Origin of the sequence: Acidicapsa acidisoli (genome assembly GCF_025685625.1) — a bacterium.
Taxonomy (GTDB): domain Bacteria; phylum Acidobacteriota; class Terriglobia; order Terriglobales; family Acidobacteriaceae; genus Acidicapsa; species Acidicapsa acidisoli.
On record NZ_JAGSYI010000005.1, the window covers coordinates 170,192 to 184,147 of the forward strand.

The 13,956-nt window shown below is 53.3% G+C and carries 8 protein-coding genes; all 8 read right to left on the reverse strand.

All coding sequences use genetic code 11. The annotated features are described in order from the left end of the window. Positions 1–73 precede the first annotated feature (73 nt). Entirely contained in the window at positions 74–1,858 is a 1,785-nt protein-coding gene (locus OHL23_RS25840) for a glycoside hydrolase family 9 protein (protein ID WP_263354937.1), read from the reverse strand. Positions 1,859–1,972: 114 nt separating this feature from the next. After that, positions 1,973–2,839, reverse strand: coding sequence for a 6-phosphogluconolactonase (locus OHL23_RS25845; RefSeq protein WP_263354938.1), 867 nt, complete (start codon positions 2,837–2,839; stop codon positions 1,973–1,975). Continuing rightward, positions 2,836–4,140, reverse strand: a complete 1,305-nt coding sequence (locus tag OHL23_RS25850; RefSeq protein ID WP_263354939.1) for an MFS transporter — start codon at positions 4,138–4,140, stop codon at positions 2,836–2,838. The genes OHL23_RS25845 and OHL23_RS25850 overlap by 4 nt, the downstream gene beginning before the upstream one ends. Before the next feature lie 238 nt (positions 4,141–4,378). Next, the gene (locus tag OHL23_RS25855) at positions 4,379–5,323 is read right to left on the reverse strand and encodes a sugar phosphate isomerase/epimerase family protein (RefSeq protein ID WP_263354940.1); all 945 of its coding nucleotides are present in this window, start codon (positions 5,321–5,323) and stop codon (positions 4,379–4,381) included. Between the two features lie 376 nt (positions 5,324–5,699). Then, entirely contained in the window at positions 5,700–6,851 is a 1,152-nt protein-coding gene (locus tag OHL23_RS25860; RefSeq protein ID WP_263354941.1) for a LacI family DNA-binding transcriptional regulator, read from the reverse strand. 161 nt (positions 6,852–7,012) lie between these two features. Beyond that, complete coding sequence (locus tag OHL23_RS25865; protein WP_263354942.1) at positions 7,013–8,419, reverse strand: Gfo/Idh/MocA family protein; 1,407 nt, start codon at positions 8,417–8,419, stop codon at positions 7,013–7,015. A gap of 122 nt (positions 8,420–8,541) precedes the next feature. Further along, positions 8,542–10,002, reverse strand: coding sequence for a Gfo/Idh/MocA family protein (locus tag OHL23_RS25870; RefSeq protein WP_263354943.1), 1,461 nt, complete (start codon positions 10,000–10,002; stop codon positions 8,542–8,544). A gap of 91 nt (positions 10,003–10,093) precedes the next feature. Further along, the gene (locus OHL23_RS25875) at positions 10,094–13,681 is read right to left on the reverse strand and encodes a TonB-dependent receptor (RefSeq protein ID WP_317891731.1); all 3,588 of its coding nucleotides are present in this window, start codon (positions 13,679–13,681) and stop codon (positions 10,094–10,096) included. Positions 13,682–13,956 lie beyond the last annotated feature (275 nt).

Below are 13,956 nucleotides of genomic sequence, written 5' to 3' on the forward strand. Positions count from 1 at the left end.
GCGCCCCTCCTCTTTTGTGCGCGAAAACAAAGCCCCCGGTCAACGATCTTCAGCCGAACTCGCCTCCGAATCCTCAGCTTACCTGCGCATTCGCGCCCGCGAGGAGAAATACCAGCGGAGCATTCCAGTTGATGGCGACTTCGTTGAGTGAGTAAGCCCGTTGATCGTCCATCCACATCCGCATCGGCGGCAGGGTCGGCAGGGTCTTCGCCGCCTCGTCTCCTGGCCGGGCGTTGGGTCCGCCGGACATCAGTCCCGGCCACGGCGCTGTAATATCGTCGGCCGCGCTGGGACGATGATGCGGATGTTGAAACGGATTGGTTCCGACCTGGGTGACCCACGAGACGGCGAAGCAGTTGCGACCGAGCACGTAATGCACATTACCGAGCGCTGCCTCCACCGCTGCAGGTTCGTGCTGAAAATGATCCGCGATGAGCAACAGGAGCGACTGGTTGGCAGCCACGGAGTTTGAGCCCCAAATATAGTCGGTCAGCGCCATAGTATTTCCGTAACCGCTGAGCTTCCTCCGCTCGACGAGTTCCTGCGCTGCCTTTGCCGTCTGCTTACGGATACGCTCTTTCAGCGGCTCCGAACCTTTCCGATCCGCGAGAGCGTAGGTCCAGTAGGCCATCGGAGCGACGTAAACCCAATATGGCGCTTTGATGGCGCTCTCGGGTGCTTGCGCCGCAACTCCGTCAAGAAAGGCCAGCTCATATTGCCGCTCACCGGTCGTCCGCCACAGCTCGGCAGAGGCCCAGAATATCTCGTCATGACAGTGCTCGTCGCCATACTCACCGGTGCCAACCCCTGGAGGATTGGTAAACGTCACATCCGGGTTTGCGACAGCCCAGCTCCAGGCTCGTTTGGAAGCCGCGAGGCAGCGGGCCGAAAAAGATGCGTCATACTCCGAGTAGCAGCGGGCTGCAATGGCCATCACCGCCGCGAGGTCAGCGGTAGCGCATGTATTTTTGTACGGGGACGCCCCGGTGCCGATGATGTAGCTGGTCAGATCGTCGCGCTCCGGCATGATGAAGGCGCAGAACTGCTCACTCGTCTGTTTATGCCAGACTCCGCCATCGTCATCCTGCAGGGATAGCATCCACTCCAGGTTCCAACGCACCTCGGCGAGGTAATCGGGCAACTTGACGCCGTATTGCTTGACGGAATTCGGAAGATCGAGAGAAAGGTTGCGTAGGATTTGCGGATAAAGCTCCCAGGCCCAGAGAAGCGTGCCGCAGGTGATGCCGCTGTTGACGATGTACCGGCCATAGTCGCCTGCGTCGTGCCATCCGCCGTGATTCACGACGGTGCCCTTGCGTCCGGAACTCGGGTGGTACGCGCCGGACAGGTGGCAAGCCGGATGACTGTACCCACCACCAAGATCGACAGCGCACCCGCATCGCTGCCCATAAAAAGCCCGCATGGAGAGCCTCAGCGGCTCACGATAAATATCTTTTCCTATGGAAAATGGGTCGCTACGCTGGCCTTGCGCCACCAGCCGGTATATGCCTGGCGTAGTCAGCCGGGAGAAATCGGCGCGCACCACCCGATCGCTTGAGGCCGCATCTAAAATCGGCGCGGAGAGAGTGCCATTCAATACGGGAGACGCGACCTGCGCTGGCATATTCTCGGGCACAATCTGAAAGGAACTGTCGCCGCCGTGTTGGACGGGCAGAGTCGCAACTTTTTCAGCTCCGGGCAGATAGCCGGCCTGGTTCAATGCAAACAGCCGTGGGGATGCTCCGCCCTGCGCGGAGAAGCTTGATGGACACGCAAATGCGTCCTTTTCGGAAACTTTGTCAAAAGCCGCCGCAACAGCAGAAAGGCTCGCAAATTTCAAGACAGCTCGGCGATTCATCGCCTCATCTTACGATATCCCGCACTTACCTTTCAGGAGGCCCATGCAAGAACTCCAATGCTTCTCAATTCGGGAGAAAGAGTTTGGTAGGCATACTGCGGTCCTATCCCCCTGTCACTCTGCTTCCTCAAATTCCAGAAGTCCATTCAATTCTGCTGCGGACTCCTTGTCCAGATACACGGTGGCATCAGGATGAGTGCGCAGAATGGAAGCTGGACAATCCGTTGAGATTGGGCCTTCGAGAGCTAACCGCATGATTTTAGCTTTCCGGCTACCAGGTACAGACCCTATCAAGGTGGGAACTCGAAACAATGCTGGAATTGTGAGAGTCATGGCGACCGTCGGAACCTCGTCAAGGCTCCTGAACCATCCTTCCGCGAACTGCTGTTCCCGGCATAACTCGTCAAGATGTACTACTTTCATATCGACTGGATCGTCAAAGCGCGCCTCGGCAGGATCGTTAAACGCCAAATGACCATTCTCTCCAACACCCATCAGACATAAACTTGGATTGGTTGATTGAATGTTGCCTATATACTCCCGGCACACATCTTGAATATCCGGCGCAGTGCCATCTATCTCGAGGAACTCCTTCATTTGCACCTTGCTCGTCAAATTCTCCCGCAGATAGCGGCGAAACGAAGCTGGGTGATCCGAAGACATCCCAACATACTCATCCAAATGGAAGCCTTTGATTTGCGACCAGGGCACATCAGCCATGGTCAGTGCATGGAGAGTATCGAGCTGGGATGCCCCTGTGGCAAAGATAACTCCGATCGTTGCTTCGAGACGCCTTAGCTCGTTCAGCTTCTCGGCTGCAGCCTGGGCCGCGGCCTCACCTGCGGCTCGACCGTTTTCGTGGACCTCTAGCTTCAAGTTCCCAACCTTAAAACGCTTCGTTTTCACGTGAGTTTCCTTCGTATGCCCTTCTTGGAATTTGATATCAGTTACTTCTCGCTTACTGCGACCTACAACCCTCATTGGACCGTTTCTTTATATGGGCGAATCAAGAGAAAGATACAGACCGTTGCCAAGACAGGCAGCAGGCCTGCAACCAGGAATGCGGGGCCATACGATACCTTGTCCACCAGGATTCCAACGGCGAAAGTGAACCCCGCACCGACGAGACCTGCCGCAAAACCGCTAAAGCCTGTCACGGTAGCGACAAGATCCTGCGGGAAAAGATCCGATGGTAAGGTCAGGCCCATCGTGGACCAGCTCGCGTAACCCCACAAGGCAAAGCAAATCAGCGCTAATGCTGAATACACATTATGAACATGAGCGGCAGGGATGCCAGCGAGAACCGGCAAGCAACTAATCGCGCATACCCATTTCCTGGCGCTTACTACAGACATGCCACGGCGAATGCAGTAACCCGAGATTAGCCCCCCAGTAAAGTTTCCAAGATCGGCCGCAACAAACGGTATCCACGCAAATAACGCGATTCGCTGCAGACTGAAACCGCGAGCATCGCTTAAATACTGCGGAAGCCAAAAGACATAAAACCACCAGATTGGATCGGTAAGTGCGCGACCCAAAACGACACCCCAACAATTCGGATTCTTTGCCAGGGAAATCCACCTTGCAAGGCCCTGGTGTTCAGACTTGATAGGTGTATCCTGACCGGCGCGGATAAGGGAAACTTCCTCCTCTGTCACCCGCGTATGACGATCAAGCGGCTGATAGATGCGCAGCCATACGATCAGCCACACAAGCCCGAGGACACCGGAAAAGACAAATGACCATCGCCACCCAAACATAATGGCAATCCAGGGAATAATCAGGGCTGCCAACGCCCCTCCGACGCTGGAACCGCTGTCGAAAATAGCAACCGCTGTGCTGCGCTCCGCGCTCGGAAACCATTCGGCTACGGTCTTGCTAGCCCCCGGCCAGTTGAGCCCCTCACCTATCCCGAGGGCAAAGCGAAAAATACTGAAACTGAAAACAGAATGCGCAAAGCCCGTAAAGATATTCACCAGAGACCACAGGCCAGCGGCCAGCGCGAGGCCAAGCCGTGTTCCTATCTTGTCGAGGAAAATGCCGCCGAGGAGCCATGTAACCGCATACGAGATTTGAAACGCACCAAGGATTTTCCCGATATCCGTATGAGTAAGGTGATACTCGCTCGCGATCATCGGCGATAACACGGAAAAAGTCTGGCGGCTAAGGTAATTTGTAACGGTCGAAAAAAACAAAGTCCAGACAATCCACCAGCGCGTCTTGCTCTGTTTACGATCTTTCTTTACTAACTGCGGACTCGACGTGGACACATTTGTAAACAAAGGCCATTCTCCTGAACGACTGAGCAGAGGCTCCCTAATGATAGATTGCGGTGACTCCTATAGCTACTGCGGAAGCTGGTTGCGACACCACATCTTTCCGCCGGCAGATGTTCAGCACTTTCGCGCCAGACATCTGCCGGTTGGAAGGTGATATCTCTCCATCAGATGCATACATCTTGCATCCAATCAAGACCTGTCCAGCGAAAGAACGGCCCTCGAACGCAATCATATGAATTGCTTAGACGCTTGAATACTTCTTACAGAGAGTCTTGATTTCATCCATCAGTTTCGGCACACCCGTAGAGGCGGGTAGACTGTCGGAAAAACTGGCTTCATACTCGGCCGAAACATAACCCTGGTGACCCGCTTGCGCGAGCATCTTCCACACGCGATCCATATCCACAGGAGTGTGATCGTAGAAGTGATCGCGTATGTGGATATTGCCGGTAGCGTAAGGAATGCATGCCGCAATCTGCGCATAAGCATCTTGTGTTGGCGTAGCAATAAAATTTGTAATATCGAGGTTGATACCGGCATAAGGGGTATCGAGGCGGTGCATAATCTCCAAACATACATCAGAGGTCTGCGTCACCCCTTCGTGGTCTTCAAGTCCAAGCGTGACGCCCTTTTTGCCGGAATAGTCAGATGCTGCCTTCATCGCTTCAACCACCCAATCGATGGCGTCCTTCATGTTCGCGCCGTTTGGCAGCTTACCGGCGAAGATCCTGAGATGGGAAGCTCCAAGCTCGTCTGTAACATCGACCCACTTCTTGATTTCGTTCAGAGTATCGGCGCGCTTCGCCGCGGAGGCCTGGACCATGCTGGCTCCGCATGACGCTCCCGAAAAAGCGATGCAATGCTTATAAGCGAGGTGGCGAAGACCGTGAAGATAATCAGGGTCCGTGGACTTGAGATAGTACACCGTCATATCCACGGCCGGTATTTGGAGTTCCACTGCCCTAAGGATGAAATCTTCCAAGGTCATCTTGCCATGCCTGAGATCCTTATCGTAGGAATAGGCGCAGCATCCCGGAATTAACCTGGCTACATTGGACTTGTCTGCGCCAGCATCTGATTGCGCTGCGGCAGCTGTTCGCGCCTCGGCTATTCCCATACCTGCAGCCGCCAAAGCGCCCAGGCCAACGGTTTTCACAAACTGACGACGATCTACAAAAGAACGCATCCTGTCTCCCGCACCTTGAGTTATGAAGATCTCTAGAGCACACCACTTACGACATTCGCCAGTGACGCCTGATAGTTAGACCAGAGTAGCCATCCGCCAATGCATTGTCAATAGAAAATTTCCTCATAATATTAAGAATATTTTCGCATGAAAGATGAGCACTTCCAGCATCGAGATGTATAAGCGTTCAGGACGGGAGTCTATGGTTCAAAGAGATGCCTCTTGCCTTTTTAAGAGAAATTGAACCAATAGCAGAGGCAGGTGGTCGCGCGTAGATCCCGGCGTCCGGCAGCACACTCTACTTCGAAGAAGAAATGCGCTGTCGCGAATGCCCGTGCCGCAAAAGGCTTCGCAATACCGCTGCAGAATTGCGATTCTACGTTCGGCTTCGGTGCCCAGCACTTAATACTTCTTCGGCCACGGCCTGAATCGGGGCGCACGAATCCCTCTTGATAAATTCGGTCGGAATGGTTACGCGCTGAGGGTCCTGGCCAGGATTGGCGATTCGATTGAGAATCAGTTCCACCATGTGTTTTCCCAGTTCCTCCGGAAATTCCCGGATGGTCGTCAACCCCGGATACAACAATGACCCGACCGTGTCATTACAGCCTGCAACACTGATATCTTCAGGAATTCTCAGGCCGCTCTCCCGAAGAGCTTTATACACTCCGGCCGCAGTGGAATCATTTCCAGCAAAGATAGCCGTGATAGGTTCTCCGCTGGAGAGTAAAGACTTCGTGCCAAGATATCCAATTTGCGTGTCGTTCTCAGAGTCGATACTGCTTTGATGTCGCTCCAGGCCAGCCTCTTCCATTGCCCGGCGATAACCAGAAAAGCAGCGTGCAAACCACGGCAGACGAGTATTTCCCACGAACCAGATGTGACGATGGCCCGCGCCAATCAAATATTTCGTTATGTCGTACCCGCCTTGAATGTCATCGGAAAAGATCACGTCATTCTGCAAACTTTGAGGTTGGCCGATAAGATTATTGCCAAGAAGCACGAACGGGATGTCTTTGCTATTTAACAGCTCGATCAGGTTATTCGAGTTGGTTCCCGCCAGGATAAGCCCTCGGACCACGTCTCGGCGCTGCACCACTTTAGGCATGGTCAGGTCTTTCGAGGAAACGTTCGGCGAGTAATTGAAGGACAAGAACACCATGTCCCAGCCGTGGGTTGCGCAGCACGCTTCCGCTCCCGTCAAAATACGCAAATGAAAGTCATGCAACATCGTACGGTTGCAAACCAGAAATGCCAGCGCCTTGGGCTTGTGCCGCTCGGAGAGATCAATTTCGAGCTTCGCAGCCGCCTCCAGGACCAACTTGCGAATGGCCGGATCGACCCGATTATTTCCATTGAGAACTCGAGAAACGGAGGTGATGCTTACGTTTGCGAGAGACGCGATTTCTTTCAAGCCAGACTTAGGCTTTTTAGGGCTTGGGCTAGTGTCCTTGGTACGTTTGGTAGAGGTCGATCTCAATTCGCTTTCTCCAACAACCTGAGCAAAGAAAATCAGGCTCAATTTCATGACCATAGCGACAGACACGCAGAGATGCTGTCGGGACTGGCCCCTAAACTCCAACGCATAAGAATACAGAAATTTTTCTGAAGCTACAAGGAACATTCTTTCCGCAGAAACTACGGCTTGTTGAGTCCCCCATACAAGTCGTTTACAACTGATCCCGGAAACTAGACCTCTTCCGGCACCACGAACGGCGTACGATATCCGCGATCTCCATCGCGCAGCAGATGGTTGGCCTCGTCGTCATTCTTCACCAGTTGCGTCTCGGGATCGAAAGTCAGTGTTCTCCCAAGCCGATAAGATACGTTCGCCAAATGCGCCAAACTGGAAGAGATGTGACCTTCCTCAATGGGTGCGCGCAGATCCTCCTTCTTTCGACTGATCACGCAAGCAATAAAATTTGCAAAGTGATCTTCGGGTCCTTGCGGCGCGGATGGGCCCGGTTGCTGCTCTTTACCCATCGAAGTGCGGTAGCCGCCGGCAAAGTCATCCAGCGCAAGGTATCCCTTCGAACCGTAAAAAATATTTCCAATTGTGTTGTAGTCTCCCTCTAACGGACCCACGCCTCCTTGAACGGTTTCATCCAATCGTATGGAAGCGTCAAAGCGGGTTCCAACTCCGGCTTCGTGGTTCGATATCCAATGTCGAACCTCGAACTCCAGCATCTTGTGTTTTCCGCCAGGCAAGTCATATTGAAACGAACAATGCAGCGTGTTAGGAGTCTGCTGGTCATCGTCAAACATGAAGTGGCCGCCCATCGCTGAAATCTTATTAGGAAAGCCAACACCCAGTCCCCATCTAGCGATATCCAGTTCATGGACACCTTCATTGCCCACATCGCCGTTTCCATAATTCCAAAACCAATGCCAATTGTAATGAAAACGATTCTTAGTGAAGGGCAGGTAAGGAGCCGGGCCGGTCCACAGATCGTAATCAACGCCAGAGGGGATCGGCGATGCAGGCGTGTGGCCGATCGTGTCGCGCCACTTCAAACAAAGACCGCGAGACATATAGACATCGCCCAAAAGCCCGCTCTGAATCTCTTTGATGGCTTGCATGACTGTGGCATTGGAGCGATACTGCGTCCCATGCTGTACGATGCGGTTGTATTTCACGGCCGCGCGCACCAGTTGCCCGCCTTCCCATAAATTATGCGAGCAGGGCTTCTCCACATACACGTCCTTGCCCGCCTGGCACGCCCAGATGGCCATCAGCGCATGCCAGTGGTTGGGCGTATTGATCGAAACGGCATCAATCGATTTATCTTCGAGAAGCTTGCGGATATCGACATAAGTCTTCGGCTGAAAGCCCATCTTCTGCACCGTTTGCAGATGCTCCCGCATCACGCCGTCATCGATATCGCAGAGCGCTGCAATTTCAACATTCGGTAGTGCACCAAATCTACGAATGTGCTCCGCTCCGGAACCTCGTAGTCCGACAATTGCCACCCTTACTCTGTCGCTGGCGCCTAGAACACTCCGCGATGTTCTCCACTCCTGTAGCCGCTCGGCTGCCGCAGCCACCACAAGCACTTCAGCTCCCGTCTTCAGAAGCTCTTTCTGTTTTTCATCCATCCTAGTGAAACCATCCATTCCTTTACACTTGTAAAAGACACCCTCTTCGGAACGTCGGACAGGTTCGACTGCCGATCGGTTGAGTGTCATAAGTCTTTGACTTATGTGAGAGACGCGAAAGTCTAGACCTCTTCCGGCACGACAAACGGCGCTCGATATCCACGGTCTCCGTCGCGCAGCAGGTAGTTGGCCTCATCGTCATCCTTGACCAATTGCGTCTCGGGATCGAAGGTCAGAGTTCGCCCGAGCCGGTACGAGGCGTTGGCCAAATGCACCAATCCGGCAGAAATGTGACCTTCGGTTATCGGTGCTCGAAGCTCCTCTTGTTTCCGGCTGATCACGCAGGCAATGAAATTTCCAAAGTGATCCTGATCTTCCGGCCTGTGAGGCATGGACGGGCCGGCCTTCTGCTCTCTTCCCATCCAGGTCCGGTAACCGCCTAGCACGCTGTCGACAGCCAGGTAACCCTTCGATCCATAGAAGATATCTCCGACAGTGTTCTCATGTCCGCTGCCGCCATAACTCGGATACAGATCCTGCGCGCCGCAACCGCCATGTGGACAGTTTGGAACGGCGGCTGCCTGGGCCGTTTTGGGCCTCGCATCGGCATTCGCTCGGGCTCCGATTTCAGCTTCGTGGTTGGTCATCCAATGGCGAACCTCGAATTCGATCATCTTGCGCTTTCCGTCAGGCAGATCATACTGGAAAGCGCAGCTCAGTGTATTCGGGGTCTGCTGGTCATCCTCAAACACGAAGTGTCCACCTATGGCGGAGATCTTATTGGGAAAGCCCAGACCCAATCCCCAGCGGGCGATATCTACCTCATGAACACCCTGATTTCCAATATCTCCGTTGCCATAGTTCCAAAACCAATGCCAGTTGTAATGAAAATGATTCTTGGTAAAAGGCTGGTAAGGAGCCGGTCCAGTCCAGAGATCGTAATCGACGCCGGCAGGAACTTCCGATACCGGCGTGCGACCGATCGTATCTCGCCATTTGTAGCAAAGGCCGCGAGCCATATAGACATCGCCTAACAGCCCGTCTTGCATCTGCTTCACGGCCTGCATGACCGACGGAATCGAGCGGCTCTGCGTTCCATGCTGCACCATTCGGCCATATTTCGCTGCCGCGCGCACCAATTGCCTGCCTTCCCATAAGTTATGCGAGCATGGCTTCTCTACATAGACGTCCTTGCCCGCCTGGCACGCCCAGATCGACATAAGAGTATGCCAGTGGTTAGGCGTCGCAATCGAAACAGCATCAATCGACTTGTCTTCGAGCAGCTTGCGAACATCGGTATACGTCTTCGGTCGAAAGCCCATCTTCTGCACCACTTGAAGATGCTCGCGCAGCACACTGTCGTCGATATCGCAGAGCGCCGCAATCTCAACATTCGGAAGCGTTCCAAATCTCTGAATATGCTCCTGACCGCGTCCGCGTAATCCAATAATTCCCAGCCTGACCCGGTCGCTGGCTCCCAGTACGGTCCGCGGCGTGCGCCACGCCTCAAGACGTTCGGCTGCTGTAACCAACGCGAGCGTTTTTGCTCCCGTCTTTAGGAACTCTCTTCTAGTCTTGTCCATGTCGGCACCACCATTTGTTTTTTTTGGGCGCTCTCGTCGAAGGGACAACCGGAAAACTTCCGGTTGCCCCTTGTCCTCCAGAATTCTGCTACTAGAACACAAACTTCCCGGCAAATTGCAAGATGCGTGGGTTATGTGCGCTCGTTGCTGTCAGGAAGGCGTTGTTCGAACAGTTCTCCGCGCCATAACAGGAATTGGCGTTGATCGCGCTCCATTGAGTATGGTTAAAGATGTTAAAGGCCTCCGCTCGAAATTCGAAGTGCATGGTGTCGCGCACTGCAAAGTTCTTGAACAGGCCCATGTCGTACTCCGTGCGAGTAGGTATTCTGAGTATGTCACGACCAGCATTGCCATATGTCAGACCCTGTGGATCGACAAACGCATCGCTGTTGTATAGCCGCGGACCTGGCTGCCCGATCGGATGCCGGATCGCTGCAGGACCATGAATATTCCCTATGACATCCGGATACGACGTTACAGTACTTACGGAATTTCCAGTGCCTGCGTTATCTACGTAATTCGTGTTAACAACGCTGAATGGCGCGCCGGTCTGGAAGGTTGTCAGGTCGGATACCTGCCATCCACCAAACACCGGGCGCAATAGTTTTTGCTCCTTCAGTTTCGGAAGGTCGTAGACGGCGCTTGCTTCCAGCACATGCTTCTCATCAAAGGTGGAACTCGCCATGGTGGCGCGGGGATTGTTGCTATTGACAACTTCCGTCGACCCTCCATCCGAGCCATCGTCGATCGAGTGGCCGTAGGTATAAGCAACGCTTCCATTGAGCTTTCCAAAGTAACGCGAGATGCCGACCTGAAGAGCATTGTAGTTAGACTGACCCGCGTTATGGATATAAGTTATCCCGTTCAGCCCCATGTAGGGGCGATAGGGCGCCGCAGAATTTCCGCAAGCAATGACCAGATGATTCAATACATTTCCGGTTACCGCCTGGCCATTGACAGTTCCGGTGTAGTTTCCGTTCACATTCTCCGAGAGGCTATTGCAATCGTTGGCGGAAATCGCCTGGCCGGGCCCATAGGGATTCTCGGAAGCCGAGAGCGGCTGTAGCTGGTTTAGGTCCGTTCGGATCGGCAGGTGCATACCTAAGCTGCCAACATAAGAGGCCTGCATCGTGACATGGCGAGGCAGCTCTCCCTGTACAGTCAGATTGTATTGCTGAACATAGGGCCAGACAGCCTTGGTGGGAATGGCGATCGTAGCAAGCGGGAACTCCAGTCCTCCGCCGCCTACGTTGTTAAAGCCCGTAAAGTCGAACTCCTGAGGATTGGTCACTACCGGCGCCGTGCCCTCCAGGCTTTCCGAATTACTCTCGTTACCGTTCGTATGCTCAAAGAAGATGCCGTAGCCTCCGCGAACTGACAGCTTACCAGACCCGAAGACGTCATAGGCAAAGCCAACACGCGGCGCCGGATTGAAAAGATGTCCCGACATACAACCGTCGGACACTCCATTGAGACCGCAACTGACGATCCCGTTGAAGATATTGCCAGTGCCCGGGATGAGCGCGCCCGGTTGACCTGTGATGTTTCCGGAGACATCGATCGTCGGCGCATTCGCCGCGCTCCACGCTGCCGATTCAAAATTTCCGGACTGCTTGCTGATGTCTTCATAAGCTCCGTAGAGACTCAGACGAAGGCCAACATTCAACGTGAGTTTCTGGTTCACGCGCCAGTTGTCCTGAAGATACGGTTCTACAATCTTGTAGCGGTTGTAGTACACCGGCGTAGAGGAAAACTGTGAAAACTTGGCCACCTGTCCGGTTAGAAAATCGGCGAAGCCGTTATGCGATCTCAACTCTGGACTGGCAATAAAGGTAAAGGAGCCCTGAGTGTTTCCCGGGTTCTGCGCCTCGTTCTTCTGAGCAGCGATCAAGCTTACCCCGAAGATCAGCGTGTGGTTCTTCAAAGTCTTGGTCAGCATATCGCTGTAGCTATAAGTCGGATTTGAATTCTTCCACGGAAAGAATCCCGTATTCACAACGAATCCACCACCATAGGCAGGGTCGGTGACAAACAGACTCGGCAGAGTATTGCCGTCATATCCATTATTGAAAAATCCGTTGCCCGTGAAACCTTGCCGGCTGATATCGGTGGTGATGTTCTTCATATTATTCTTATCGGTTGTATAATCAGCCACGAACTCGTTGACCAGTGATGGCGAGACAGTATAGGTAAGATTCGCCACCATATCTACGCCTGGCACCTGGTAGGAGTTCTGCACCGTGGGAAATGAGTTGTTTTGCCAGGTCGGCGAGGTTTCAGTTGTGTTCCACGATTCATAGATAAAGCGATAGAATGCCCGCAGCTTTTCGTTGATCACCTGATCGACGCGGAAGACCTCGGTAGCACTCGTGGTCAGCTGTGCCGGTGACGACTGATAGAAAGATGAGGTCCCAGATCCTACGTTCGCCTCTGGAATCAGGGCATTCATCATGACTGCGGCATTTGGGTCGATAGGCACCCGGTTGTTGGGGTAATACGTTCCGGTTGTCGAGTCTACCGGACAACTGGGGTAGTCGGCTGTATCGAGCGGGCTTCCGGCGACAGGGCAAAGGTCTGAAAAATCTCCCGTGCGCTCTGCGTTTGAAGGTACCTGCTGGTTATAAACATTGCTCGGCACAAGTTCGTTCCGAAACTCCTGCGAATAGAAAAAGAACGTCTTTCTCAGCGCAGGATTGTAGAACTTCGGGATGGCGAAAGGTCCTCCCAGGGTAAATCCATAATCGTGCTTCTTGTAAACCGGAACCGTTTGCTCAAAGTAGTTTCGCGAATTGAAGGCATTATTGCGCAAGAATTCAAAGACATCGCCGTGGTATTGCTCAGTGCCGGACTTAGTCTGTGCCAGCACGGTGCCAGAGGCGTTCCGACCGTACTGCGCTCCATAGTTTGAAGTCAGCACTTCAGTTTCCGCAATCGCGTCAATACCGGGATAGACGTTGAGATTATTGTTGCTGCCGTTATCCATGATGGTAGCGCCGTCCAGCTCCCAGTTGTTGTACTCCACGCGACCGCCATTCATACTGAACTGTACGTTGCCAACATGGCCGCCTGCGCCCTCATCCCTCCCGGTCTGGTTGACTACTCCGGGCGTGAGGGTGACCAACTGGCTGAAGTCGCGGCCATTCAACACCAACTGCGTAATCTGCGTCGCAGTAATGGTCCCGGAAAGCTCAGCCGACTCTGTCTGTACCGTACCCATCTCGTTGGCTTCAACCTCGACTGCCGAGGTCACCGCACCGACCGTCATTTTTACGTCCACGCGTTCAGTTTGTGAGACGCGCAAAATAATATCCTTCGCCTCATACGTTTCAAATCCGGGGGCCGTCACCTGGAGCATGTAGGTACCCGCCTGTAAGGCAGGGAAATCATAGTCCCCTGTCGTATTGGCGATGGCCTTGATGACGGTTCCCTGAAGGGTTTCCGTCAATGTCACCTCTGCATTAGGAATGGCCGCACCACTTCCATCCGTAATACTCCCGTTAATCGCGCCGGATTGCTGGGCTGACAGGCGGCTCGGAATCCATAGAAACAAACACGAGAAAAGAACACAAAATGCGATTGCTTGCATTCGATAGGCAACTGTCCGACACATGCTCTGCCGCATGGAATCACAGCCCAAAGGACGAGGAACCTTCAGAGAAAAGAGTGCCTGGCTCAACATTCGGTAGAAGACCTCCACAGAGAAGCATTATTTTTCTGCTATTTGAAATAGAAGTTGCGATTTCGTGTTGAACCGTAGATTGAAGCAAATCAATTATGGAAGTCAAGGAAAAAAATTAAATAATAAAGAAAATTTCCCCAACATCCACCAAATCTTCCCCGAACATTCGACGTTTTCCCCTCGCAATGCATCTGAACGCTTGTGTTTACCGTGATTTACTTCACGCCCAAAATCTGTTCAAAGGGTTGATTTCCGCCGCACCAATAGGACAATCT

Excerpts from the sequence above, each read along its gene's own strand:
- OHL23_RS25840 (WP_263354937.1), bottom strand. The coding sequence starts at position 1,858 with ATGAATCGCCGAGCTGTCTTGAAATTTGCGAGCCTTTCTGCTGTTGCG.
- OHL23_RS25845 (WP_263354938.1), bottom strand. The coding sequence starts at position 2,839 with ATGAGGGTTGTAGGTCGCAGTAAGCGAGAAGTAACTGATATCAAATTC.
- OHL23_RS25855 (WP_263354940.1), bottom strand. The coding sequence starts at position 5,323 with ATGCGTTCTTTTGTAGATCGTCGTCAGTTTGTGAAAACCGTTGGCCTG.
- OHL23_RS25860 (WP_263354941.1), bottom strand. The coding sequence starts at position 6,851 with ATGAAATTGAGCCTGATTTTCTTTGCTCAGGTTGTTGGAGAAAGCGAA.
- OHL23_RS25865 (WP_263354942.1), bottom strand. The coding sequence starts at position 8,419 with ATGGATGAAAAACAGAAAGAGCTTCTGAAGACGGGAGCTGAAGTGCTT.
- OHL23_RS25870 (WP_263354943.1), bottom strand. The coding sequence starts at position 10,002 with ATGGACAAGACTAGAAGAGAGTTCCTAAAGACGGGAGCAAAAACGCTC.
- OHL23_RS25875 (WP_317891731.1), bottom strand. The coding sequence starts at position 13,681 with ATGTTGAGCCAGGCACTCTTTTCTCTGAAGGTTCCTCGTCCTTTGGGC.